At 70.9% G+C, this 24,293-nt stretch carries 20 protein-coding genes; 10 read left to right on the top strand and 10 right to left on the bottom strand.

The window, feature by feature from the left end; genetic code table 11:
* Window positions 1–16: 16 nt before the first annotated feature.
* The 3 genes from V6R91_RS16635 to V6R91_RS16645 are packed head-to-tail and all read left to right on the top strand — an operon-like array spanning window position 17 to window position 2,558.
* A complete protein-coding gene (locus V6R91_RS16635) occupies window positions 17–805 on the top strand; it encodes a DUF3592 domain-containing protein (RefSeq protein ID WP_336396141.1) in 789 nt (262 codons plus the stop codon).
* Window positions 805–1,332 (top strand): hypothetical protein, encoded by a 528-nt coding sequence (locus V6R91_RS16640; protein ID WP_336396142.1) that lies wholly within the window; start codon window positions 805–807, stop codon window positions 1,330–1,332. Before V6R91_RS16635 ends, V6R91_RS16640 begins: the two co-directional genes overlap by 1 nt.
* Window positions 1,333–1,364: 32 nt before the next feature.
* Window positions 1,365–2,558, top strand: coding sequence for a glycoside hydrolase family 3 N-terminal domain-containing protein (locus V6R91_RS16645; RefSeq protein WP_336396143.1), 1,194 nt, complete (start codon window positions 1,365–1,367; stop codon window positions 2,556–2,558).
* Here V6R91_RS16645 and V6R91_RS16650 read toward each other — a convergent pair.
* From V6R91_RS16650 to V6R91_RS16660, 3 genes are all read right to left on the bottom strand, one after another.
* Window positions 2,498–3,439: a 3-methyladenine DNA glycosylase gene (locus tag V6R91_RS16650; RefSeq protein ID WP_336396144.1), complete on the bottom strand. Its 942-nt coding sequence runs from the start codon at window positions 3,437–3,439 to the stop codon at window positions 2,498–2,500. The two genes, V6R91_RS16645 and V6R91_RS16650, sit on opposite strands and share 61 nt — an antisense overlap.
* 46 nt (window positions 3,440–3,485) lie before the next feature.
* Window positions 3,486–4,514 carry an App1 family protein gene (locus V6R91_RS16655; RefSeq protein ID WP_336396145.1) on the bottom strand — a complete coding sequence of 343 codons (1,029 nt, stop codon included), beginning with the start codon at window positions 4,512–4,514 and terminating at the stop codon, window positions 3,486–3,488.
* Between the two features lie 224 nt (window positions 4,515–4,738).
* Window positions 4,739–5,386: a DedA family protein gene (locus V6R91_RS16660; protein ID WP_067242710.1), complete on the bottom strand. Its 648-nt coding sequence runs from the start codon at window positions 5,384–5,386 to the stop codon at window positions 4,739–4,741.
* Window positions 5,387–5,482: 96 nt separating this feature from the next.
* Between V6R91_RS16660 and leuS the strand changes: the two genes are divergently transcribed.
* From leuS to V6R91_RS16685, 5 genes are all read left to right on the top strand, one after another.
* Window positions 5,483–8,065: a leucine--tRNA ligase gene (gene leuS / locus V6R91_RS16665; protein WP_336396146.1), complete on the top strand. Its 2,583-nt coding sequence runs from the start codon at window positions 5,483–5,485 to the stop codon at window positions 8,063–8,065.
* A gap of 4 nt (window positions 8,066–8,069) precedes the next feature.
* Complete coding sequence (locus V6R91_RS16670) at window positions 8,070–9,860, top strand: GDSL-type esterase/lipase family protein (RefSeq protein ID WP_336396147.1); 1,791 nt, start codon at window positions 8,070–8,072, stop codon at window positions 9,858–9,860.
* Between the two features lie 118 nt (window positions 9,861–9,978).
* On the top strand, window positions 9,979–10,629 hold the full coding sequence (locus V6R91_RS16675) for a ComEA family DNA-binding protein (protein ID WP_336396148.1): 651 nt from the start codon (window positions 9,979–9,981) through the stop codon (window positions 10,627–10,629).
* Window positions 10,630–10,733: 104 nt separating this feature from the next.
* Window positions 10,734–13,013, top strand: coding sequence for a ComEC/Rec2 family competence protein (locus V6R91_RS16680; protein ID WP_336396149.1), 2,280 nt, complete (start codon window positions 10,734–10,736; stop codon window positions 13,011–13,013).
* Window positions 13,014–13,145: 132 nt separating this feature from the next.
* Entirely contained in the window at window positions 13,146–13,811 is a 666-nt protein-coding gene (locus V6R91_RS16685) for a DsbA family protein (protein WP_336396150.1), read from the top strand.
* Window positions 13,812–13,820: 9 nt separating this feature from the next.
* Here the strand turns inward: V6R91_RS16685 and putP are convergent, their stop codons facing one another.
* A complete protein-coding gene (putP, locus tag V6R91_RS16690) occupies window positions 13,821–15,332 on the bottom strand; it encodes a sodium/proline symporter PutP (protein ID WP_336396151.1) in 1,512 nt (503 codons plus the stop codon).
* 148 nt (window positions 15,333–15,480) lie between these two features.
* Between putP and holA the strand changes: the two genes are divergently transcribed.
* A complete protein-coding gene (gene holA / locus V6R91_RS16695; protein ID WP_271062777.1) occupies window positions 15,481–16,530 on the top strand; it encodes a DNA polymerase III subunit delta in 1,050 nt (349 codons plus the stop codon).
* Between the two features lie 83 nt (window positions 16,531–16,613).
* Here the strand turns inward: holA and rpsT are convergent, their stop codons facing one another.
* Complete coding sequence (gene rpsT / locus V6R91_RS16700) at window positions 16,614–16,874, bottom strand: 30S ribosomal protein S20 (RefSeq protein ID WP_067242701.1); 261 nt, start codon at window positions 16,872–16,874, stop codon at window positions 16,614–16,616.
* A 220-nt stretch (window positions 16,875–17,094) separates the two neighbouring features.
* On the opposite strand from rpsT, the gene V6R91_RS16705 reads away from it, so the two are divergent.
* Window positions 17,095–18,375, top strand: a complete 1,281-nt coding sequence (locus tag V6R91_RS16705) for an MFS transporter (RefSeq protein WP_336396152.1) — start codon at window positions 17,095–17,097, stop codon at window positions 18,373–18,375.
* Here the strand turns inward: V6R91_RS16705 and V6R91_RS16710 are convergent.
* The 5 genes from V6R91_RS16710 to V6R91_RS16730 form a co-directional block, all read right to left on the bottom strand.
* Window positions 18,299–19,048 (bottom strand): alpha/beta fold hydrolase, encoded by a 750-nt coding sequence (locus V6R91_RS16710; protein ID WP_336396153.1) that lies wholly within the window; start codon window positions 19,046–19,048, stop codon window positions 18,299–18,301. The two genes, V6R91_RS16705 and V6R91_RS16710, sit on opposite strands and share 77 nt — an antisense overlap.
* A 94-nt stretch (window positions 19,049–19,142) precedes the next feature.
* Window positions 19,143–19,295, bottom strand: a complete 153-nt coding sequence (locus tag V6R91_RS16715; RefSeq protein ID WP_157517848.1) for a hypothetical protein — start codon at window positions 19,293–19,295, stop codon at window positions 19,143–19,145.
* A 202-nt stretch (window positions 19,296–19,497) separates the two neighbouring features.
* On the bottom strand, window positions 19,498–21,213 hold the full coding sequence (locus tag V6R91_RS16720; RefSeq protein ID WP_231820679.1) for an ABC transporter family substrate-binding protein: 1,716 nt from the start codon (window positions 21,211–21,213) through the stop codon (window positions 19,498–19,500).
* Between the two features lie 105 nt (window positions 21,214–21,318).
* Window positions 21,319–23,376, bottom strand: coding sequence for an ABC transporter ATP-binding protein (locus V6R91_RS16725; protein WP_336396154.1), 2,058 nt, complete (start codon window positions 23,374–23,376; stop codon window positions 21,319–21,321).
* Window positions 23,373–24,293, bottom strand: a complete 921-nt coding sequence (locus tag V6R91_RS16730) for an ABC transporter permease (RefSeq protein WP_336396155.1) — start codon at window positions 24,291–24,293, stop codon at window positions 23,373–23,375. Before V6R91_RS16730 ends, V6R91_RS16725 begins: the two co-directional genes overlap by 4 nt.

The following is a 24,293-nucleotide window of genomic DNA, read 5'->3' on the forward strand; positions in this document are numbered from 1 at the left end:
TCGGTAGCCTGAGCGCATGATCAGGGTCATCGGCATCGTCATCTGGCTCGCCTTGTCGGCCGTGCTCCTGCTGTGGGCGGGCATCGGCCTGTTCGGTGTCGACCAGCGCCAGAGCCCGCTGTCGTGGACCGGGGACTCCCTGGGGCTCCCGATCATGGTCGGCGTGGCGTGGGGACTGCTGCTGACCTTCGGCGGGACGATGATGCCGAGCTCTCGCAGCCGCGTCCGCGCCGGGCGTGCGGTCACCGCCACCGGCACGATCGTCGAGGTCTCCCGCACGGGGCTGACGGTGAACGACGTGCCCCAGTTCGACATCTACGTACGCGTGACTCCGGCGCAGGGCGACGACGTCATCGGGCGGCTGCGCACCCTCGTCCCGTCCGAGGAGCAGGGGGCGCTGCAGGTCGGGACCCCGTTGCCGATCGCGTTCGATCCCGCGAACCCGGACGACCTCGCCCTCGCGGACCCGGAGGACCCGGCGGTGCGCGCGGCCCTGCTGGAGTGGCGGATCGCCAAGGGCCTGATCGCTCCGGGGCAGGTCCGGGCGCGCACCACCGGGATCCAGGTCCCGGCCTCGGTGGTCGCTGTGCGCCCGACCGGACGGCGCCTGCAGGGGCAGGTGGAGCTCTCCCTGCGCGTGCTGCTGACGCCGGACGGTCAGGAGCCCTGGGAGGCGGACACCACGGTGTTCGTGTACCCGCAGGCGCTCGCGCATCTGCAGGTCGGGGCGCCGATCTGGGCGTTCTACCGGCGGGAGGACCCCCACACCGTCGCCGTCACCATCGAGAAGGAGGAGGCACGCTGATGCTCGACACGCTGATGTGGCTGCTGAACTTCCCGGCGTCGCACGGGTACCAGATGGTCTTCGTCGCGGGCTTCTCGCTATTCGGGCTGATCGCGATGGCGGTCCGCCGGCCGGCCGGGCGAGACGCTCTCGCGGTGATCCGTGCGAGGGAGGGCCTGGCCGTGGCGGACACCGGGGAGGCGGCCCGACGGATCCGCGGTCGGCTGCGTCAGTGGTTCTTCCGGATCCTGCTGCTCGTCATGCTCGCCGGTGGCGCGGTCGGCATCCTGTCCCTGGTCGGCGTGCCCGTCACCAATGCCTACATCCACGCGAACGGCGTCGCCGCGGAGGCGACCGTGGACGGGGACTGGGTCACGTTCACGGCGGAGGACGGGAAGACCTACACGCTGGAGAACCCCTTCTTCACCCCGGCCGCGTACCCGGACTCCCGTGCATGGGTGGGCAGCGGCGATCCCGTCGTCGTGCACTACCTGCGCGAGCACCCCCAGGCCTTCGTGATCGCGACGGACGCGTCCGGAACCTCCTGACCGCGCCGTCGGGACCCCGTACCCTGGAGGGGATGCGACGAACCGGACGCCTGCTGGCCGTGCCCGCGCTGCTCGGGACCCTCGGTGCCGCCCTGGTGGCCGCACCCGCTGCGGCACCGGCACACGCGGCGGAGAAGCCGGCGGTGCAGGTCGTCGCCGCGGAGGGGTCCTCGATCACGGCGGAGGCGCAGCGGATCGTCGCCGCGATGGACGTCGGCGCCCGGGCGCGGAGCGTCGTGATGGGGCACATCCCCACCACCGACGCGTCTGCCCTGGGCGACTACATGGCGTCGGGCCTCGGCGGCTTCATCCTGATGGGATCCAACGTCCCCGCCTCCGCGACCGACCTGCGTGCGGTGACGGCGGCGCTCGTCCGCGACCCCGCGATGCCGCCACTGATCGCCGTGGACGAGGAAGGGGGAGACGTCACGCGCCTGCCCTGGGACGGCCTTCCTGCGGGGTCGGCGTTGGCCGCGGCGCCGTCGTCCGCCGCTGAGGCCGCGTTCGCGGGCCGGGGCGCGCTGGTCGCGGCCGGTGGCGCCTCGGTGAACTTCGGCGTGGTCGCCGATGTCGCCACAGGACCGACGTCGTTCATCTTCTCGCGGGCGCTCGGCACCACCGCGGACGACGCCGCGGCGCGGGTCGCGGCGGCCGTCCGAGGGGAGGCGCCCTTCGCGCTGTCGACGCTGAAGCACTTCCCCGGCCACGGGGCGGCCGAAGGGGACTCGCATCGGGTCATCCCCGCCACGGCGATGAGCATGACGGAGTGGCGGCGGACGACGGCACCTCCTTTCGCGGCAGGGATCGACGCGGGCGCGGACCTCGTGATGTTCGGCCATCTGGCCTACACCGCCGTCGACCGTGTGCCGGCCTCGCTGTCGCCGGTCTGGCACCGGACCCTCCGCGACGAGCTGGGATTCGACGGCGTCAGCGTCACCGACGACCTCGGGATGCTCGTCTCCTCGGGGGATCCGGCCTACGCCGACCCGGTCGGCAACGCCGTGGCCGCCATCGCGGCGGGAAGCGACATGGTGCTGATGGTCGTGGGTTCCGACGGGTCCACCGCCGGGCGGATGGCGGAGGGCATCGCCGCGGCCGTGAAGGACGGCCGCATTCCCGGCGACCGGCTCACGGAGGCCGCGGAGCGCGTCATGGCCCTGCGGCTTCAGGTCGCGGCCGCGGCACCGACGTGGCGGCCGTGCCCGGAGTGCACCCCGGCCGGTTGACCGCTCTCGGTCTCCGCGTGCGCCGATCCCGGTGACCAGGCGTCGAGGATCCGTTGCCGCAGGATCGTCCCGCGCTCGGCGAAGGCGCGCTGGCGTCGGACGTACTCCGCCTTTCCCTCGGCGGTCTCGATCCGGACGGGAACGACGCCCCACGCCGACAGGTCGTACGGGGCGGCCTCCATGTCCAGCAGCCGGATGTCGCGGGCGAGCTCGAAGGCGTCCAGCAGTAGCTCGCCCGGGACGAGCGGCCCCAGCTTCATGGCCCACTTGTACACGTCCATGCCCGCGTGCAGGCAGCCGGGCTGCTCGTGTCGCGGCTGCGACGCGCGATCCAGCGTCTGCTCGTTCCGGGGAACGGCGGGAGGGGTGAAGAACCGGAAGGCGTCGAAGTGCGTGCAGCGCAGCTCGTGCGCCTCGACGACCGCGTCCGTGCCCGCCTGGCCGAGGCGCAGCGGCACGGGGTGGCGATGCTCCTCGGCCCGGTAGACCATGGCCCATTCGTGCAGGCCGAAACAGCCGAACCGTGCGGGCCGGACGGCGGTGGACCGGAGGATCCGTTCGATGAGGGCGGCGAGTTCGGGCTTCTCGGCGGCGAAGCGGGCGGCATCCGGAACCACGGCCTCCGCCGGCGCACTCGCATACCAGCGCCAGGAGGAGCGCTCGGCGGCGTCCGCCAGGGCGACACCCGCTCCCGGGTGCCAGCGGCGCAGCTGCGCGGGCTTGTATCCGTAGTAGGTGAAGAGGAAGTCCCAGACCGGGTGCTTCTCTCGGCGGCGCGCGCGGTCGCGGTGCGCGGCGGTCAGGGCGTCGGCCCGCTCCGCGTGCGCCGCTGCCCGGTCACGCCAGACGGCGGAGTCGAGCGTCGCACAGATCACGGGCATCCTTCGAGGATACGACTCGAGTCCTGCGTGACGCCGTCGTCCGACCTCAGCGGACGATCCCCTCGGCGATCAGCCTCTCCAGGATGCCCGCCCCGTCCTCGTCGCTCACCCAGGGCACCGCGTCCTCGGAATGATCGTCGCCGGCGGCCCGCCCGCCGGCGAGGACGGCCTCGGCCGGAAGGAGCCGGCGGATCGCGACCCCGGCGACGGAGTCGGGGTGCTCGGAGAGGAACTCCGAGTAGATGGCCTCGTCGTGCTGCCCGTCGTCGCCGATGAGCAGCCAGCGCACCTGGGGGAACTCCGCGGCGAGGCGACGGAGGTTTGTCAGCTTGTGCTCACGCCCGCTGCGGAACCAGCGGTCGTGGGTCGGGCCCCAGTCCGTGAGCAGGATCGCGCCCGCCGGGAAGAGGTGGCGGGTGAGGAAGCGGCTCAGCGTCGGGGCGATGTTCCAGGCACCCGTGGAGAGGTACACCATGGGGGCGCCGGGATTCTCCCGCATCAGTCGGTCCAGGAGGACGGCCATGCCGGGGACCGGGAGCCGGGCGTGCTCGGTCACCACGAACGAGTTCCACGCGGCGATCAGCGGGCGGGGCAGCGCCGTGACCATCACGGTGTCGTCCACGTCCGACACGACCCCGAAGCGCACGTCCGCCGAGACCACGAAGACGCGGGCCTCGACGGGCTCCCGCCCCTCGACGCTCATGGTCAGCGTCTGCCATCCGGGGGCGAGGTCCGCCTCGATCCGGCTGTCGACCACACCGCCGCGGTCCGCGGTGACGTCGTGCGTGCGGCCGTCGATCGTGATCTGGACCGTCGCGAAGCTCACCGGGATCCCGACGAAGCTCCGCCAGCCGCGGACGCTCGCGTACTCGCCGGACGGGGTGCGCCGCCGCGGCGGGACGATGAGCACTCGCCCGACGACGCGGACCCATCCCTCTCCGCCGTAGCCGGGGAACGGGAGGATCGTCGCGGTGCGGCCGCGCCGACGTGCACGACGTTCGCGCCACGCGTGGAAGCGGTGCTCCAGGCGGGCGAACCAGTGGATCCGTGCCGGTCGGCGGCGGGCTGAGGGCATCGCTTCAGTCTTTCACGTCTCGCGGTGCCCCGCTGCCAGCCCCTGCCGCCCGCGACGCCCGCCGCGCGCACCGTCGCGATCGCCTGTTCTCGCGCGCGTGAGTTCAGGCGATCGCGCGAGATCAGGCGGATCCGGGGGAAACACGCCTGATGCGGCGCGTTCGCCTGATCTCGCGAGGGAGTCCCCGCGCGCGCAGGACAGAACGAGGGAGGGAGAGGGAGGGATCAGGCGGGGTCGTCGTGCATGTGGCGGGCCTCGCGCTTCTCCAGCACCTTCTTCACGACGAAGATCGCGATGAGGAAGACGGCGATGACGCCGACGAACACGTAACCGGCGAAGTGCACGCGCTCGGAGAGCTCCCGGTAGCTGCCCGCGGCGAGGGACGCCACGCTGACGTAGGCGGCGGACCAGATGATGCACGCGGGAGCGGTCCAGGCGAGGAACCGGCGGTAGGAGTACCCGCTCATCCCGACGGTGAGCGGCACCAGGGAGTGCAGCACGGGCAGGAACCGCGACAGGAAGATCGCGATGCCGCCACGGCGTTGGAGGTAGCGCTCCGAACGGATCCAGTTCTGTTCGCCGACCCGGCGACCGACCCAGGAATGGCGGATGTGGGGCCCGAGCCAGCGCCCGAGCCAGAAACCGATGCTCTCGCCGATGAGCGCCCCGATCACGACGACGAGCGCCAGGACCACGCCCTCCACCGGACTGGCGACGCCCATGGCCGCGACGATCACCACGGTGTCACCGGGAACGATCAGCCCGATCAGGATGCTCGTCTCCAGCATGATCGCGATGCCGGCGAGCACGGTGCGCAGCACCGGGTCGACGGACTGCACGGCGTCGAGGAGCCAGCCCAGGATGTCGTCCACCCCACGAGGATACGGGCCGGGATATGGCGCCGCCTGGGATAACCTGGAATATCCCGAACTCCGGGTCCTTCCGTTCTGCAGAGATTGGTCGTTTCGTTGTCCGAGAACCTGTCGCCCACCGCCGCCGTGTCCGCTGAGGAGCCGCTGACGGCGCACGCGCTTCAGGCCAAGTGGCAGAAGTACTGGGCCGACAACGAGACCTTCCGCGCCGGCGGCGCCGACGACACCCGCCCGCGCAAGTACGTCCTGGCGATGTTCCCCTACCCGTCCGGCGACCTGCACATGGGGCACGCCGAGAACTACCTGTACTCGGACATCGTCGCGCGGTACTGGCGTCACCGCGGGCACAACGTGCTGAACCCGATCGGGTGGGACTCCTTCGGCCTGCCCGCCGAGAACGCCGCGATCCGCCGGGGCGCGGATCCGCGGGAGTGGACGTATCAGAACATCGCGCAGCAGCGGGAGAGCCTGGGCGACTACGGCGTCTCCTTCGACTGGAGCCGGGTCCTGCACACGTCGGATCCGGAGTACTACCGCTGGAACCAGTGGCTGTTCCTGAAGCTGTACGAGCGGGGGCTGGCGTACCGCAAGGAGAGCCCGGTCAACTGGTGTCCGAACGATCAGACCGTGCTGGCGAACGAGCAGGTCGTGGACGGGCGGTGCGAGCGCTGCGGCGCCGAGGTCGTCAAGAAGAAGCTGACGCAGTGGTACTTCCGGATCACGGAGTACGCGGACCGGCTGCTGGACGACCTGAACCAGCTGGAGGGCTCCTGGCCGCAGAAGGTGCTGCAGATGCAGCGCAACTGGATCGGCCGGTCGGTGGGCGCCGACGTCGACTTCCGCATCGAGGGGCGCGAGGGCGCCGTCACGGTGTTCTCGACGCGTCCGGACACCCTGCACGGCGCCACGTTCTTCGTGGTCGCTCCGGACTCGGACCTGGCCGCCGAGTTGGCCGCGTCGGCCTCGCCGGAGGTGCGGATGCGCTTCCAGGACTATCTGACGCAGGTCCAGAAGACGAGCGAGATCGACCGTCAGTCGACGGAGCGGCCGAAGACGGGCGTGTTCCTGGAGCACTACGCGATCAACCCGGTCAACGGCGAACGGCTGCCGATCTGGGCCGCCGACTACGTGCTCGCCGACTACGGTCACGGCGCGGTGATGGCGGTTCCCGCTCATGACCAGCGCGACCTCGACTTCGCGCGGGCGTTCGACCTGCCCGTGAAGGTCGTCGTCGACACGACCGCGCCCATCACCGGGGCGATGCCCGTGATCGAGGTCGACGAGGACGGCGTCCCGATCGAGCCTGCGGAGACCCTGGACGACCAGCACCCCGCCACGACCGGGATCGCTCTGACCGGCGAGGGCCGGATGATCAACTCCGGCGAGCTGAACGGCCTCTCCAAGCGCAACGCGATCGCCCGCGCGATCGAGCAGCTGGAGGCGTCCGGGAACGGACGCGCCGCGAAGAACTACCGTCTGCGCGACTGGCTGATCTCTCGGCAGCGCTTCTGGGGAACGCCGATCCCGATGCTGCACACGACGGACGGCCGGATCGTCCCGGTGCCCGAGGACCAGCTCCCGGTCCGCCTGCCCGGCGTCGACGGGCTGGACCTGTCGCCGAAGGGATCGTCGCCGCTGGGGGCCGCCGAGGGCTGGGTCCGCACCGTCGACCCGTCCACCGGCGAGCCGGCTCTCCGGGATCCCGACACGATGGACACGTTCGTCGACAGCTCCTGGTACTTCCTGCGCTTCCTGTCGCCGACGTCGGACGTCGTGGCCTTCGACGTGGACGAGGCGCGGCGCTGGGCGCCGGTGGACTCCTACATCGGCGGCGTCGAGCACGCGATCCTGCACCTGCTGTACGCGCGGTTCCTGACCAAGGTCCTGTTCGACATGGGGCTCATCGACTTCACCGAGCCCTTCTCCAGCCTCATCAACCAGGGGATGGTCATCCTCAACGGCGCGAAGATGTCCAAGAGCAAGGGCAATCTGGTGCTGTTCCAGGAGGAGCTGGACGCGCACGGCGCGGACACGCTGCGCGTCGCCCTCGCCTTCGCCGGCCCGGTGGAGGACGACAAGGACTGGGCGGACGTCTCGACGACCGGCGCTCAGAAGTTCCTCTCCCGCGCGCTGCGCGTCGCGCAGGATGTCTCGTCCCCGGTCGACGTCCTCTTCGACGGCGGAGACGCCGCCCTGCGCCGCGCCACGCACCGGCTGCTGGCCGAGGCTCCGGGTCTGGTGGAGCAGACGAAGTTCAACGTGCTCGTCGCACGGCTGATGGAGCTGGTGAACACGACCCGCAAGACGATCGACACGGGCGCCGGAGGGGCCGACCCGGCGGTGCGCGAGGCGGCGGAGACCATCGCGGTGATGCTGGACCTCGTCGCGCCGCACACCGCGGAGGAGCTGTGGGAGATCCTCGGACACGAGCCGTCCGTGGGTCTGGTGCCCTGGCGCCAGGCGGATCCGGTGCTGCTGGTCGAGGACACCGTCACGACCGCCGTGCAGGTGAACGGGAAGGTGCGCGCGACGCTCGAGGTCCCGGCACGGATCGGCGACGCCGAGCTCGAAGCCCTCGCCCGCGCGGACGAGCGCGTGCAGCGGGCCCTCGCGGACAAGGAGATCGTCCGCGTGATCGTCCGCGCGCCGAAGATCGTGAACTTCGCCGTCAAGGGCTGAACCGGTGCGCGGATCGCCCCGCCGGGTGCGTGCCCGCGCCCTGAGGGTGATCCGGCGTCTGTCCACGGTGCTCCTGACCGGCGGCGCTCTGGCGGGTCTGCTGCTCGGCATGGTCGCGCAGCTGGCGGCTCCCGTGGATCTGACGCGTCCGATCGGTCGCGCCTGGTCGGCAGCGCAGGAGGAGCTCGGCACCGCCCGGACGCCCGAGACGTGCGTCTCCCGGGGGAGCGAGTGCTCGCAGCGCTTCGACCACGGGTGGGTGTACTGGTCACGGGGGACGGGTGCCCACGCCGTGCATGACGGCGCTCTCGGAACGGCCTTCGCCGAGGCGGGCGCGGAGCACGCGTTCGGCCTGCCCGTGGACGACGTGCAGCGCGGCGCGGACCGCTCGCTGCGGTGGCAGGAGTTCCAGCGCGGCGGGCTCTTCGTGCGCGGCGGCGACGCGGTGACCGCCGTCCGGGGGCCGATGTGGGGTGCCTGGCTGCGGCATCGCGAGGACCGCGGAGGTCTCGGCGAGCCGCGGTCCGGCGTGCGGCGGGACGCCAACGGCATGGGGATCCAGGAGTTCCGGCGCGGTTCCGTCTACCTGCGAGACGGCGTCGCCGTTGCGGTGCGGGAGGACATCGCACGCGCCTACGCCGACTCGGGCGCGCAGCAGGGGCCGCTCGGGTACCCCCGGCTGCCGGAGGAGGCCGCCGGCGACGGGCGCGTGCAGCGATTCGAGCACGGGGCGATCTGGTGGTCCGAGGCGACCGGTGCCGTCCCGGTCCTGGACGGGATGCGTGGGGACTATCTTCGGCGCGGCGCGCAGGAGGGCGATCTGGGCTGGCCGACGGCGGCGGAGACCGCCGTCAAGGGCGGAGCCCGGCAGACGTTCCAGAACGGCGTGCTCTACCGGACCGACGAGGACGGCGCCGTCCACGCGACGTGGCCGGGCGATATCGAGGCGCGCTATCGCGATCTCGGCGACGCCGGCGGGGCCCTGGGACTGCCCGTCGGCGAACGCACCGCGTTCGCCGACGCCTGGTATCAGGCGTTCTCCGGCGGGGTGCTGCTGTCGTCGCCGCGGGGCACGTCGGTGCTGGACCGCACCACGTTCGACCAGTGGACACGGCTTCCCGACCGGTTCGGCTGGCCCGTCAAGGACGCCTGGAGCGACGAGCGCGGGTCCCACACGGCGTTCGAGCGGGTGGAGACGATCCAGCGGGACGGCATCCTCTACAGCGCGGAGCCGGTGGGACCGCAGACGGCGGTGCTCCTGTGCGACTCGCAGTGCGACGGCTCTTCGTGGGTCGAACAGGGCGCCCGTGCCAACGGCTTCACCGACATCGTGGAGCGCTCCTACGGCGGGGGCGGATACGTCGCGCATTCCGGCGCCCTGGGCATGAGCGTGACGGACGCGCTGGATTCCCACCTCGTGCTCCTCCCCGAGGGGAACCCGGGGCTGGTCAGCATCACGCTCGGGGGCAACGACGCGACCCAGGGTGTGCCGGGCGATCAGATCGTCGCGGCGGAGCGGCGTCTGCTCGAACAGGTGCGCGCGGCCTACCCGGAGGCGACCATCGTCGTGAACGGCGTGATGAGCCGGCGGGACGCGTCGCACGCGGAGCGGCGCGCCGCGGAGGCGCTCATCCTGCCCGAGGCCCAGGCGATGGGCTTCCCGACGATCTCGGTGGCGGGCTGGATCACGGATCGCCGTGCCCCGCAGGCGGATCCGATCCATCTGTCCCAGGCCGGGCACGACCGAGTCGCCGGCCCGTACGCCGACGCGCTCCGCGCGGTCCTCGGGCGATGACGGCATCACGGCCTTTCGCGTTCCGCGCTCGTCCTGCACGGGGTCGCGCAGGAGGCGCTTGTCCACGGAAGGCATGACTCGCGATCCCGCGACCACACCCGGCTCGTAGCGTCGCGGTGTGACCCCAGAACCCCCGCCTCGCCCGACCGTCCGACTGCGTCCGGCCACGCCGCGGTTCCGTCTCGGCATCGGCGCCGCCGTGATCCTCGCGATCGTCGTCCTCTCGGTGACCGTGGGCATCGGGCTGGTCCGCGGACAGGGTCCGCTGCACCCGGACGAGCCGTTGCCGGCGACGACCGAGGCCCCCGGAGCACCCCGGGGCGCGGTGCCGAGTCCCGGGGCCGCGTCCGTCTACGTGCACGTGCTGGGCGAGGTCGAGCGCCCCGGGCTGTACGTGCTCGGAGACGGTGCGCGCGTTGCCGAGGCGGTGGCCGCGGCGGGCGGCACCCTGGCTTCCGCTGATCTGGGGAGCATCAACCTGGCGCGGCCCGTCTCCGACGGGGAGCAGATCATGGTCGCGGCGCCCGGCGCCGGCGCCCAGGCCCCGGGCGGGGTCGGCGGGGCGCCCGGTGCCGGCGGGCTCATCGACCTCAACACCGCTGACGCCGCGACGCTGGAGGAGCTGCCGCGGATCGGTCCCGCCCTCGCGGCACGGGTCATCGAGTGGCGGGAACAGAACGGTCGCTTCGTCGCCGTCGACGATCTCCTCGCGGTGCCGGGCATCGGGGAGAAGCTCGTGGCCGGGCTGCGGGACCGGGTCCGCGTGTGACCGGCGCCACGCAGCCAGGCTCGAACGGTCACCGGTCGGGGGAGAAGGGAGTCTCCTCCGTCGAGGAAGGGTCGATCTCGCGACGGGCCGGGCGGGATCTGCGCATGCTCCCGGTGGCGGGATGCGCGAGCGGTGCGGCCCTGCTCGGCGTCACCGTCCCGGTCGCTGCGCTCCCGCTCCTCGTCCTCGGGGGACTCATCGTGGCTCTCGCCCTCTCCCGATGGTTCCTCCGGCGTGCGCGGCGTCGGCCGGACGGCCTGATCGGATTGGCGCTGCTGTGCGGCGCCACCGTGTGCGCGGTGGCGACCACTCTCCTGATGTCCGCCCCCTCTCGGGTGCACGCGGCAGGATTCGAGGGCCGGGTCCTCGAAGCGGTCGCGGTCGTCTCCTCGTCGCCGACCGGCGGCGCGGACGGGCGACTGTGGGCGGACGCCGACTCGCGGAGCCTAGGGCCGCCGGGCCGTCCGGGAGCCATCCACGTCCCGGTGCGTCTGGGCATCCCGCAGACGGAGGAGGGGGTCGACCCGGGCACCGTGATCCACGTCCGCGGACGGGCCGTGGCGACGGACGGAGGAGAGCGTGCCGCCCTGGTGCTCTTCGTCGAGGAGCCTCCCGAGATCCTGTCGCGGGGGCCGCTGATCGTCCGGATGGCGGCGGACGTGCGCCGCGCGTTCGCCGACCGGGCGTCGAGGCTTCCCGGGCCCGGGGCGGCGCTGCTTCCCGGCCTCGCGATCGGGGACACCAGGGCGGTTCCCGGCGCGCTGGAGGACGCGATGATCGCCAGCGGGCTGTCGCATCTGGTCGCCGTCAGCGGCAGCAACTGCGCCATCGTCACCGCAGCCGGGTATGGGCTGGTCGTGCTGTTGCGCGGCGGTCGCGCCCTGCGCGTTCTCGGCGCCCTCGCTGCGCTGGCGGCGTTCGTCGTGCTCGTCACCGCCGAGCCGAGCGTCGTGCGTGCGGCGGCGATGTCCGGGCTCGCGATGCTCGCGGTCCTCCGCGGCAGGCCCCGTGCCGGGCTGTCGATCCTGCTGCTCGCGGTCTCGCTCCTGCTCGTCGTCGACCCCTGGCTGAGCACGTCCATCGGCTTCGTGCTGTCCGCAGCGGCGACGGCCGCGCTGCTGGTGCTCGCCCTGCCGCTGGCACGCGGCCTGTCGCGATGGATGTCCTCTCCGGTCGCGCTGGTGCTCGCCGTGCCGCTGTCGGCGCAGCTGGCGTGCGCGCCCGTCATCGCCCTGTTCGCGACCGAGCAGTCCCTTGTCTCCGTGGCCGCGAACCTGATCGCCCAGCCGGCGGCCCCGGTGGCGACGATGCTCGGACTGCTGGCCTGTCTCGCGCTGCCCGTTCCGCCGCTGGCGGATCTTCTCGCGGCCTGTGCGTGGCTGCCCTCGGCGTGGATCGCGGTGACCGCGGAGACCACCGCGTCGTGGCCGGGAGCTTCGGTCGAGGTGCCGCCGGGTCCGCTCACCGCGCTGGTGACGGCGGTCCTGGGTGCGGCGGTGATCTGGATCCTCGTCCCGCATCCCCCGAACGCCGCGGTGTCCACCGCGTCGGTCGTCGTCCTCGCCGTCGTGATCGGCACGGGCACGGGCCTGGCGCTGCTGGGCGGCCCCGTCGCGCCGATGACGCGCCCCGGCGACTGGACGGTGGCCGCCTGCGACGTGGGCCAGGGGGACGCCGTGGCCGTCCGCAGCGCCGGCCACATCCTGCTCGTGGACACCGGGCCGGATCCCGCCGCCCTCGAACGCTGTCTGAGGGAGCTCGGGATCGACCGGGTGGACCTCCTCGTGCTCACGCACTTCGACCTGGACCACGTGGGCGGGACCGAGGCCGTCATCGGCCGGGTCGGCGCCGTGCTGCACGGCGTCCCCGCCGACGGGGGCGACGAGCGGATCCTCGCTGCCCTGACCGATGCGGGAGCCCACGCCTCCGCCGCAGCGGCCGGAGACTCGGGGACGCTCGGGGACGCCTCCTGGCGGGTGTTGTGGCCCCGGCGCGACGAGCGGGTCTTCCCGGCGGGCAACGACACGAGCGTGGTGATGGAGGTCTCCGGTCCCGACGTGCCGCGCACACTGCTGCTGGGGGACACCTCGGCCCGTTCCCAGCGCCTGATGGCGCGGACGCAGACCCTGCGCGGTCCGTACGACGTCGTCAAGGTCGCCCACCACGGCAGTGCGGACCAGGATCCGGATGTCTATCGTCTGCTCTCCGCGCCCCTGTCGATCGTCTCCGTCGGCGCTGGCAACGACTACGGGCATCCCCGGGCGCAGACGCTGGAGCTGCTGCACGCCACCGGGTCACGGGTCGCGCGCACGGACCAGTCGGGCCTCATCCTCGTCAGGGGCACGCCCGGCGGCCTCCGGTTGTGGGCCGAGCGCACGCCGTGACGGAGAACGGACGACGCCTCCCCAGGGGGCCCATGGCACACACTGCTACCCTCGGCCGCGATCCGTCCACCGTCCTCATCTCCGGCTCCTGATCCCGATCCCGATCCCGATCCCGTTCCTTTGGAGGGTCCCATGAACCGCACACTCAGGGCGATCCTCGTCGCCGTCGGCGCGGCGGTAGTGCTGCTGCTCGGCGGGCTGCTCTTCGTCCTCGCCACCCGCGGCGCCGCGCCGGAGACGACAGATCCTGCGGCGGACCCGACCGCCTCGGTCGTGCGCGACGACTCGCATGTGCTGGGGGAGGAGGGCGACGGCAGGGTCACCGTCGTCGAATTCCTGGACTTCGAGTGCGAGGCCTGCGGAGCCTTCTATCCGGTGGTCGAGGATCTCCGCGCCGAGTACGCCGGCGAGATCACCTACGTCGTGCGCTATTTCCCCCTCCCGGGCCACGTGAACGCGATGAACGCGGCCGTCGCCGCCGAGGCCGCGGCGCAGCAGGGGCGATTCGAGGACATGTACCACCTGCTGTTCCGGACGCAGGCGGAGTGGGGCGAGGCGTCGGCGCCCGATCCCGCGGTTTTCCGCGCCTACGCTCAGGAGCTGGGCCTGGACATGGACTCGTACGACCGCGCGGTCGCGGACCCCGCGACGACGGAACGGGTGAACCGGGACGTCGAGGACGGCCGTGCGCTCGGGATCACCGGCACCCCGACGTTCTTCCTCAACGGCGAGCAGGTCGCCCTGCAGCGCTTCGACGACCTGGGCGACGCCGTCCGCGATGCCGTGGGCGACCGCTGAACAGGATCGTCACGGGGTGTCCCCGACGGCGTGCGGGCGGGGCACCGCGACCATCGTTCCGGTGTCCGTGAACTCCCGCTGGATCTCCTCGTTGTGCCGGTAGGTCGCCAGGCTCACGACGATCGCCGCGAGGAGAGACAGGACGAAGGCGGGGAGGAGCTCATAGAGCCCGGTGCCGAGCGCCTTCCAGATGAACACGGTCGCCGCGCCGACGACCATGCCGGCCAGGGCGCCCCAGTTCGTGAGGCGACGCCAGAATAGGCTGAGAAGGATCACCGGGCCGAACGCGGCGCCGAAGCCCGCCCAGGCGAAGGAGACCAGACCCAGGATCGTGTCGTTCGGGGTGATCGCAAGGATTCCGGCGACGATCGCGACCCCCAGAACGGCGAGTCGCCCCATCAGCACGAGCCGCGCCGGCCTCGGCGGGGTGCGGCGGAAGACGCGGTAGATGTCCTCGACCAGGGCGGACGAGCACACGATGAGCTGACTGGAGATCGTGCTCATGATCGCCGCCAGCACCGCCGCGAGGACCAGGCCCGCCACGAACGGGTGCAGCAGGGTCTGCGACATCAGCAGGACGACGGTCTCGGGGTTGGTGAGGTCCACCCCCGTCTTCGCGATGTACGCGACGCCGACGAGACCGGACAGCACGGCCCCGCCGAGCGACACCGCCATCCAGGAGATGCCGATGCGGCGCGCGCTCTTGGCCTCCTGGGGGGAGCGCAGGGCCATGAATCGCACGATGATGTGCGGCTGCCCGAAGTACCCGAGTCCCCAGGCCAGCGCGGACACGATCGCCAGGATCGTGCCGCCGGTGAGCGCCGTGCCGGACAGCAGCGACAGGTGTTCGGGCGCGATCTCGCCGATCAGCTCGGAGGTCTCGCCGAGACCCCCGATCGCGACGACCGCCGCGACCGGGACGACGATGAGCGCGACGACCATCATCAGGCCCTGGACGACGTCGGTGAACGACGCGCCGAGAAAGCCGCCGAAGAGCGTGTAGAGGAGCGTGACCCCGGTCACCAGCATCATCCCGGTCAGGTAGTCGCCGTTGAAGGAGCTCTCGAAGAAGACCCCGCCGGCGACCATCCCGGAGGAGATGTACAGCGTGAAGAAGACGAGGATCACCGTTCCGGAGATGATGCGCAGTAGACGGGTGCCGTCGCGGAGCCGGTTCTCGAGGAAGCTGGGGACCGTGATGGAGTTCCGGGAGACCTCCGTGTAGGCGCGCAGCCGCGGCGCCACGATCTTCCAGTTCAGGTAAGCCCCCAGCAGCAGGCCGATGGCGATCCACGCCTCGATGAGACCCGCCGCGTAGATGGCGCCGGGCAGTCCCATGACGAGCCAGCCGGACATGTCCGAGGCGCCGGCGCTGAGCGCGGCGACCCACGGCGGGAGGTTCCGCCCGCCGAGCATGTAGTCCTCGTGGTCGCTGGTGCGCCGGTAGGCCATCCAGCCGATGAGGAGCATCCCCGCGAAGTACAGCCCGAGGGCGGCGAACAGGAAGATCTGGTCGGACATCGTCGTCCCCTCCGCGGCGGCCTTCGCCGCTTCGTTCGTGCTCCGATGATGCCAAACGGGCGCCGCAGAAGGAACCGTCCGGACCGCGCGCCGCGATGTCGGCCCGGCGCCGGCGGGGAGGTCGGTGTCCGCCGGTAGGCTGGAACGCATGGCTGCCCCCCGTTCCTCCGCCCGCGGCAGCGCGAAGCGCGGGAGCAAGGCCGCGAGCATTCCGCAGGTGTCCTGGCGTGAGCCCCGACCCGCGCCGATCGTCCTGGTCTCGGGGCCTGAGGAGATCTGCGCCGAGCGCGCGATCGCGGGAGTCCGCGACTACCTGCGGCTGGAGGACCCGGCGCTGGAGGTCAGCGACGTCCGCGCCGACGACTACGCCTCGGGCACCCTTCTCGCGCTGACCTCGCCGTCGCTGTTCGGCGAGCCGCGCCTGGTGCGTGTGGCCGGCGTCGAGAAGGCGACGGACGCCTTCATCCAGGAGGCCGTGGCGTATCTGGAGCATCCTCAGGAGGGCGCGACGGTGATCCTCCGCCACACCGGCGCCTCGGTGCGGGGCAAGAAGCTGCTCGACGCCGTGCGCGCCGGCACCGGTGACGGGATCGAGATCCCGTGTCCTGCGATCAAGCGCGACAACGACAAGTTCGACTTCGCGGCGGGGGAGTTCAAGGCGGCCGACAAGCGCATCGCCCCCCAGGCGCTGCGAGCTCTCGTCTCCGCGTTCTCGGATGACGTCACCGAGCTGGCGGCGGCGTGCCAGCAGCTCATCGGCGACGTCGAGGGGGAGATCACGCCCGCCGTGGTGGAACGGTATTACGGAGGACGGGTCGAGGTGTCGGCGTTCGTCGTGGCCGACACGGCGATCGCGGGCCGTTACGGAGAGGCGCTCGTGGCGCTCCGCCACGCCCTGTCCTCCGGCGCGGACCCCGTGCCCATGGTCGCGGCGTTCGCGATGAAGCTGCGCACGATGGCGCGCGTCGCCGGGTCCCGGGAACCGGCGGCGGCTCTGGCCTCACGGCTCGGGATGAAGGACTGGCAGGTCGATCGTGCCCGTCGCGATCTGTCCGGCTGGAACGAGCGCTCCCTCGGGCTCGCGATCCAGGCGACGGCGCGCGCGGACGCCGAGGTCAAGGGCGCCGCGCGGGATCCCGTCTTCGCCCTGGAGCGCATGATCACGGTGGTCGCGACGCGTCGTCCCTTCGGCGGCTGAGCACGTCGGAACGGCCGACTCCGCGCCGGACGACGACGAAGGCCCGCCTCCGAGGAGACGGGCCTTCGTGATGCGGCGAGGCGTCAGAGCGCGGCGACCTGCTTGGCGATCGACGACTTGCGGTTCGCGGCCTGGTTGGAGTGGATGACACCCTTGCTGACGGCCTTGTCCAGCTTCTTCGACGCCTTCTTCAGGGCGGCCTCGGCGGCGGCCTTGTCACCGGCGGCGATCGCGGCGCGCGTGGTGCGCACGGCGGTCTTCAGCTCGCTCTTGACGGCCTTGTTGCGCTCGCGCGCCTTCTCGTTGGTCTTGTTGCGCTTGATCTGCGACTTGATGTTTGCCACGTGCGGGAACCTTCGTTCGTGTTTCGGATGGTGTGCCGTCAACGGGAGAGGGGCGTTGAACGGCGGTCGTGAGGGCAAAACCCACACGCAAGCCAATCACCGAGTCTAACAGGTCTCCGTATCGGCGCCGAACGGCGCCCGGCCGTGTCGCGTGCGCGTCGTGCCGCGCCCCGTCGTGCTCGCGGGTCCATGCTGGGCGGAGGAGCCGAAGGAGTCCTCCATGCCCGAGCCGTCCGTGCCCGATCCCGCCCGCCCCACCGCACGCAGGGTCGGGGGAGTCTGGTTCCTCCTGTTCACCCTGGCATGGCTGGCCGTGTGGACGGTGCAGCTGACTCCGATCCAGCTGCTGCTCCCGCTTCAGCTCGACACCCCCGGCGACGGGTGGATCGAGGGCGTGGTCCGCGCCGGCGTGGTGCTGTCCGCCGGCGGGCTCGCCGGAGTGCTGGCCGCCCCCTTGGCGGGCCGGATGTCCGACCGCACCCGGCTCGTATGGGGACGACGGCGCCCGTGGGCGGCGGGCGGATCGCTCGTCGCCGCCGTCGGCCTCCTGCTCACAGGTGCCGCGGAGGGGCCCCTCGGGATCGGCGCCTCGTGGGTGGTCGTGTCGGTCGGCGTCTCGACGGCGGGGGCGGCGTTCACCGCGCTCATCGCGGATCAGCTCGACACGCAGCGCGGGAGCGCGTCCGCGGCGGCCAGCGCCGCGCAGGCCGCCGGGGTCGTCGTCGGCGTCGGGGCGGTGGTGCTGCTCGGGCTCGGCACCGGGGCGGCGTACGCGCTCCTCGCCGCGATCATCGCGGTCGTCGGGGTGGGCGCCGCAGCGCTGCTCCCGGACCGGCCGGCGACGCGCGGCACGGTCGACGCCCCCGGCACACGACGGTCCTCCCTGCACGACCGCGACTTCCTCTGGCTGCTCGCGAGCCGGTTCGTCGTCAACGTCGGAAACGCCCTGGGCACCTCACTCCTGCTGTTCTTCCTGCGATACGGCATCGGCGTGCCCGCCGCGGAGGCCGAGGACGACCTGCTGCTGCTCATCGTCGTGTACACGGCCTTCGTCGTGGCCGCCTCGGTGGTGGTGGGGATCCTCTCGGACCGGTGGGGCCGCCGCCGGCTTCTGACGGTGCTCTCGGCCGTCGTGCAGGCGGCCTCGGGCGTCGTCATCCTCCTGAGTCCCGACCTCGCGGTGACCTCGGTGGCGGCGGCGGTCATGGGCACGGGTTACGGCGCCTACATGGCGGTGAGCCTGGCCTTCGCGACGGACCTGCTCCGGGATCCCGACGACCATGCCCGCGACCTGGGGCTCGTGAACGTCTCCGCGGCCCTCGGCCAGCTCGTGGGGCCGCTGCTGGGCGCTGGGCTGGTCGCCGCGGTGAGCGGCTTCTGGCTGCTGTTCGTCGGCGCTGCCGTGCTGTCGCTCGGGGGAGCGCTCATGACCGGGGCGATGCGGGCGGGCGGGCGCTCTCCGACTCCAGCGTCGCGAGCGCCAGGCCCAGAACGGCGTTGAAGACGCGCGGACGCATCGCGGTGACGAGGTGGGTCGTCCGGGGGACGAGGATCAGTTCGGCGTTCGGCGCGATCCCGAGGAACAGCCGCTCATGGATGCGCAGCTGGTCGTACTGCCCGTTCACGAACCAGGTCGGCATGGTCAGACGCTCGACCGCCGCCAGCAGATCGAGCGTCCGCAGCGCGCCCAGGGCGACGTCCTGCGCACGCAGCGCGTAACCGCCCGCTCCGAAGTCCTCACGGGTGTGCGCGGGCAGCGTCGCCGCCAGCACGCGCTGGCTCAGCCACATGCCCTGGTCCGGCAGTGAGTTCATCGCCCCGGCGAGCATCCGGTAGGCGGCGAGACCCGCTCCCCGCGGCACGGCGGTGCAGGACGCTGCGACGAATCCGGCGACGGGCGGGGTCGCGTCGCTGCCGGCGTAGACCGTGGAGAGCAGCCCGCCCATCGAATGCCCAACGAGAAGGACCGGGCCGGCCGCCGCAGCGTCGCGGACGGCGGCGTCGATCGTGGCGAAGGCCTCGTCGAGGGTGAAGACCTCGTCCATGCGTGCGCCGTGGCCGGGCAGGTCGACGGCGACCGCCGGAGTCCCGCGCTCGGTCAGATACGCCAGCTGGGAGCGCCACATCGTCGCGGACGTCCGGATCCCATGCACCAGCACCACGCTCACCGTCACGGCACCAGCCTAGGAGGCCCCCGGAAGGAGACTTCGCAGACGTGACGAGAAGGGGCCGGCGGAGGGGATCCGCCGGCCCCGCCCGTGCTCGATCTCAGCAGAGGTTCGCGCCGTTGCAGATCATCAGCAGCGCCTGCGGGGAAGAGGTCTCCACCTGCGATGCGGACGCGGCCACGCCCACCGCGCCGAGCGCGAGCGCGAACGCCGCCAGGACCCCGGCGGTCTTCTTCGTGAGAGAGATCTTCATCGAACTTCCTTCCGTGTCGTCGCCCACATCCGTTGTGGGTCGAACGATCGACGGGGAGTGCGGTGCATCGCTCCCCCCGAGCGATCCATGGTCACGACCCTGAGCCCGCTGACGGGGCCAGCAATGCCTGTGCGGGCAGCCCGAGCACGAGAAAGCGGGGCCGGCGGACGAATCCGCCGACCCCGCCCAGGAGGGGGAAGGGTTACTTCTCCCAGCCCACGTTCTCCACGGGGGTGACGCCGTAGCCGTCGAGGCCCACGTAGGGCTCCGGGGTCAGGTTAGCGAGACCCTTCTTGACAACAGAGATCGAGGGACCGTTGTAGAGCGGGATGACGCCCCAGGTCTCCTTGATGATCTCCGGCTCGAGCTTCATCGACGCCTCGGTCCAGGCCTCGGCCGTCGTCTGGGACTCGACCTTGTCCTTGATCTCCTGATCGATCTCCGGGGTGCTGGTCCCCGACAGGTTCAGGGTGCTGTCAGAGCAGTACAGCTGGCAGAACCACAGCGGACCGAACGGGTCGGAGTCCGTGAACCGCAGCGAGAACGCGTCCCAGTTCTTGGACGTGAAGTCCGGCGAGAAGTCAGCAGACGGCCGCTTCTCGATCTGGACGTCGATGCCGATGGCCTTCTCCTGCTGCTGGATGGCCTTGGCGAGTGCCTCGATCGTGGGGTCATCGCTGTGGATCGGGTAGACGACGGAGAGCTTGACGCCGTCCTTCTCGCGGATGCCGTCCTTGCCCTCGGTCCAGCCCGCGTCGTCGAGCAGCTTCTTGGCCGCGTCGACGTCGTGCTTCAGCCCGGCTTCGCCGAACGAGTCGTTGTAGCCGTCCTGGAACGAGTACAGGTTGAGCGAACCGGCAGGCGCCTCTTCGTAGCCGAGGCCGTTCCACGCGATCTGCTTCTGCTGGTCGATGTCGATGCCCATGAAGAACGCCTGACGAACCGCGATGTCCTTGAACTGGGGCTTGTCGGCGTCCACGATGAGGACCGTCTTCGCGGTCTGCTGAGCCCGGTAGGTCACCGAGTCCTCGACATCCTTGACCTGCTCAAGGCGGTCCTTGTTGTTGGCGCCGACCTGGTCGATCTCACCGTTCTTGAAGGCGTTGAGCGATGCCTGAGCATCCATGCCGGTGAAGGTCACCTTGTCCAGGAGCGGCTTGTCGCCCCACCAGTTCTCGTTGGGGACGAAGGTGATGACCTCGCCGTTCGGGTCGAAGTCGCCGATCTTGTACGGCCCCATGCCCCACTCGGCGTGCGGGTTGTCGATGAAGCCCTCGTTGAAGATCTGCGGCGTGTTGACGGCCGGGTGCATGATCCCCGTGAGGAACGGCATCTGCGGCCAGGCGAACTCCCCGTCGAACGTGACGACCACGTCCTTCGGCGTCGCGCCCTGCGTCACCGAGGTGATGGCCTTGTAGCCGTCGGTCGAGTTCGGGACGTAGGCCTCGTCCGTGCCGTTGTTGGCCTTCCAGGTGGTCTCGAAGGCGGTGTAGTCGAGGGGTGTGCCGTCGTTCCAGGTCGCCTTCTCGTTGACCTTGAAGGTGACCGTGGTGTTACCGCCCTCGACGCCGATCTTGTAGTCGGAGACGTAGGCGGGGTTCGGCTTGACCGTCCCGTCCGGATCCATCAGGAACACCTGCGGGGTGTACCACGAGGCGAGCCGCTGCGTGTCGGCGCTCGCGTCCCCGTTGAACGCATTGAGCTGCGGCGGGATCTCGTTGATGGGGAAGCGAACTTCGCCGCCCTCTTTGAGGTTCTCGCGCGGCTGCGGGTTGTAGTCCGCGAACTGGGTCTCGACGGGCTTGTCGCCGCCGTCGTTACCGCCGCCGGTGTTGCTGCCCGACGCACAACCGCTGATGGCGAGTGCGAGGGCGCCGCCGAGGGCGACGACGCCCATCAGCTTCTGGTGCCTTTTCATGGTGCTCCTTCGTTGCCTTTCGGCTCTTTCAGGGGATGAGGGCAGGATAACCACGTGCCACGGACGATCCGGGGTAGGGATCGCAAACCGTTACCGTTCCGATTCTCAGCGGTAGTGGCACGCGTTCCTGTGGTCGGGTCCGCCGGTCAGGGCGGGTTCCACCGTCTCGCAGCGGGTCTGCTGCTCGGGGGGAAGGATCTTGTACAGCGGGCACCGGGTCACGAACGAGCAGCCGGTGAGCTTCTCGGTCGGGCTCGGCAGGTCGCCCTGCAGGACGATCCGTTCCCTGGTGCGCTCGATGTCCGGGTCGGGGATCGGAATGGCCGACAGCAGCGCCTGTGTGTACGGGTGCTGCGGGTCGTCGAAGACCGCGTCGACGTCACCGTGCTCGACGAACTCGCCGAGGTACATCACGCCCACCCGGTCTGCGATGTGGCGGACGACCGAGAGATCGTGCGCCACGAACAGGTAGGACAGGCCGAGCTTCACCTTGAGCTCGTCCAGCAGGTTGATGACTCCCGCCTGGATCGACACGTCCAGCGCCGACACCGGCTCGTCGAGGACGACGATCTTCGGGTTGGTCGCGAGGGCGCGGGCGATGCCGATGCGCTGGCGCTGGCCACCGGAGAAGGCGCCGGGGAAGCGGTTGGCGTGGGCCGGGTCGAGGCCGACGAGGTCCATCAGCTCGTCCACGCGCGCGTTCGCCTCGTCGCGCGAGACGCCGATGGCGCGCAGCGGCTCGGCGATGACGTCGGTGACGGTCATGCGCGGATCGAGAGCGCCCATGGGGTCCTGGAACACGATCTGGATGTCGCGACGGAGTTCTCTCTCGGCACGGCCGCCGTGCAACTCGGAGACTTTGGTCCCGCCGATGGTGATCTCGCCGTCGGTCTGCTTGACCAGGTCCATGATCTGCAGCAGGGTCGTGGTCTTGCCGCATCCGGACTCGCCCACGATCGCCATCGTCTCGCCCTCACGGATGTCGAACGTGAGGCCCTTGACGGCGTGCACCTCGCCGACCTTGCGCTTGAGCACCGCGCCCTTGAGGAGCGGGAAGGTCTTGCGCATGTTCTGAACGTCGAGCGTGATCGGCCGGTCCTCACGAGGAACGCGGTCGATTGCGGCCTCCGGGATCTCGGGGACCGGGTAGACGGGACGCCCCCCGATGAGCCCGTCGTCGTCGATCTCCTCCGCGCGGATGCAGGCGACGAGGTGCTCGCCGCCGCCGTCGGTCGCGATCGGTCGCAGTGGGGGCTCAGCGGTCCGGCAGGCCTCGACAGCGATCGGGCAGCGTGCCGCGAAGGGGCAGGCGTCGGGCAGGTTGACCAGGAGCGGAGGGTTGCCTTTGATGGGGACGAGCGGCTCCTTCTCGGCCTTGTCGATCCGGGGGATCGCGCCGAGGAGCCCGATCGAGTAGGGCATACGCGTCTGGTGGAACAGCTCCCGGACGGGAGCCTGCTCGACCGGGCGTCCGGCGTACATGACGAGCACGTCATCGGCGGTCTTCGCGACGACCCCCATATCGTGGGTGATCATCATGACCGCGGCACCGGTCTCCCGCTGCGCAGTGCCGATCAGGTCGAGGATCTGGGCCTGGATCGTCACGTCGAGAGCGGTCGTCGGCTCGTCGGCGATGATCAGCTTCGGGTTGTTCGCCATCGCGATGGCGATGACCACGCGCTGTCGCATACCGCCGGAGAACTCGTGCGGGAAGGACTTCATGCGCCGCTCGGGACTCGGGATCCCGACGAGGCGGAGGAGCTCGATCGCGCGCTCCGTGGCCTGCGCGGCCGACATGCTGCGATGTACCGTGAGCGCCTCGATCAGCTGGTCGCCGACGGTGAACACCGGGGTCAGCGAGGTGAGCGGGTCCTGGAAGATCATCGCGATCCCGTTGCCGCGCAGCGTCGACATCTGCTTGTCGGTCTTCCCGACGAGCTCCTGCCCGTCGAACCGGATCGACCCGGTGACCTTCGCGTTGTCGTCGAGAAGTCCCATGATCGCCAGCGACGTCACGGACTTGCCCGAACCGGACTCACCGACGATGCTGAGCGTGCGGCCCTCCTCGAGGTCGAAGGATACGCCGCGGACGGCGTCGACGCGGCCGGCCTCGGAGGCGAAGCTGACGTGAAGGTCTCGGACAGAGAGCAGAGGAGCGGTCATGCGCGGCCTCCCGCCGCAGAGGTGGGATCGAGGGCGTCGCGCAGGCCATCGGCGACGAGGGCCATGGAGACGGTGAGCAGGGTGAGAGCCGCGGCGGGGAAGTAGAACGTCCAAGGGGCGCTTGTGACGGACCCGGCGCCGGTGCCGATGAGCGAACCCAGCGACACGTCCGGGATCTTCACGCCGAAGCCGATGAAGGACAGGCCGGTCTCCGCCATGACGGCGCTGACGATGCCGAGGGTGAAGTTGATGACCAGGAGCGAGCCGATGTTCGGCAGGAGGTGGCGGAGCACGATCTTCATGCCGGGAACGCCCATGTAGCGCGCGGCGTGCACGTACTCGCGTTCACGCAGAGAAAGGGCCATCGTCCAGATCACCCGGGCCGGGAAGAACCAGCCGGTGAAGATCATGACCAGGGCGATGATGCGCCAGTCGCCCCCTGCACTGTTCGAGACGAGGGCGAGGATGAGGAAGGTCGGGACCACGAGGAGGAAGTGGATGATCAGCAGCGTGACGCGCTCGAAGATCCCGCCGAAGTACGCCGCTGCGGTGCCCACGACAGCGGAGATCACCGTGGTGCCGACGGAGACAGCGACGGCGATCATGAGAGATCGCTGCGTGCCGATCGCGACCTGCGCGAACAGGTCGTTGCCTGAAGCGGTCGTGCCGAACCAGTGATCACTCGACGGCGGAGTGCCGAGGTTGAGGAAGTCGAGGTAGATGTGGTCGTACTTCGCCACGAGCGGGCCGATGATCGAGAAGAGCACGAGCGCGAGGAAGATGAAGACCCCGACGACGGCCGGCCGGTTCCGAATGAACCGTCGGTAGTACAGCTCCAGGGTGGACATGCGCTTGCGGGGCAGGCGCGCGGCCGTGGTATCGGGGCCGACCGGGGGCTGGATGGTGTTCGCGGTCAT

Source organism: Microbacterium sp. CCNWLW41 (assembly GCF_037083505.1).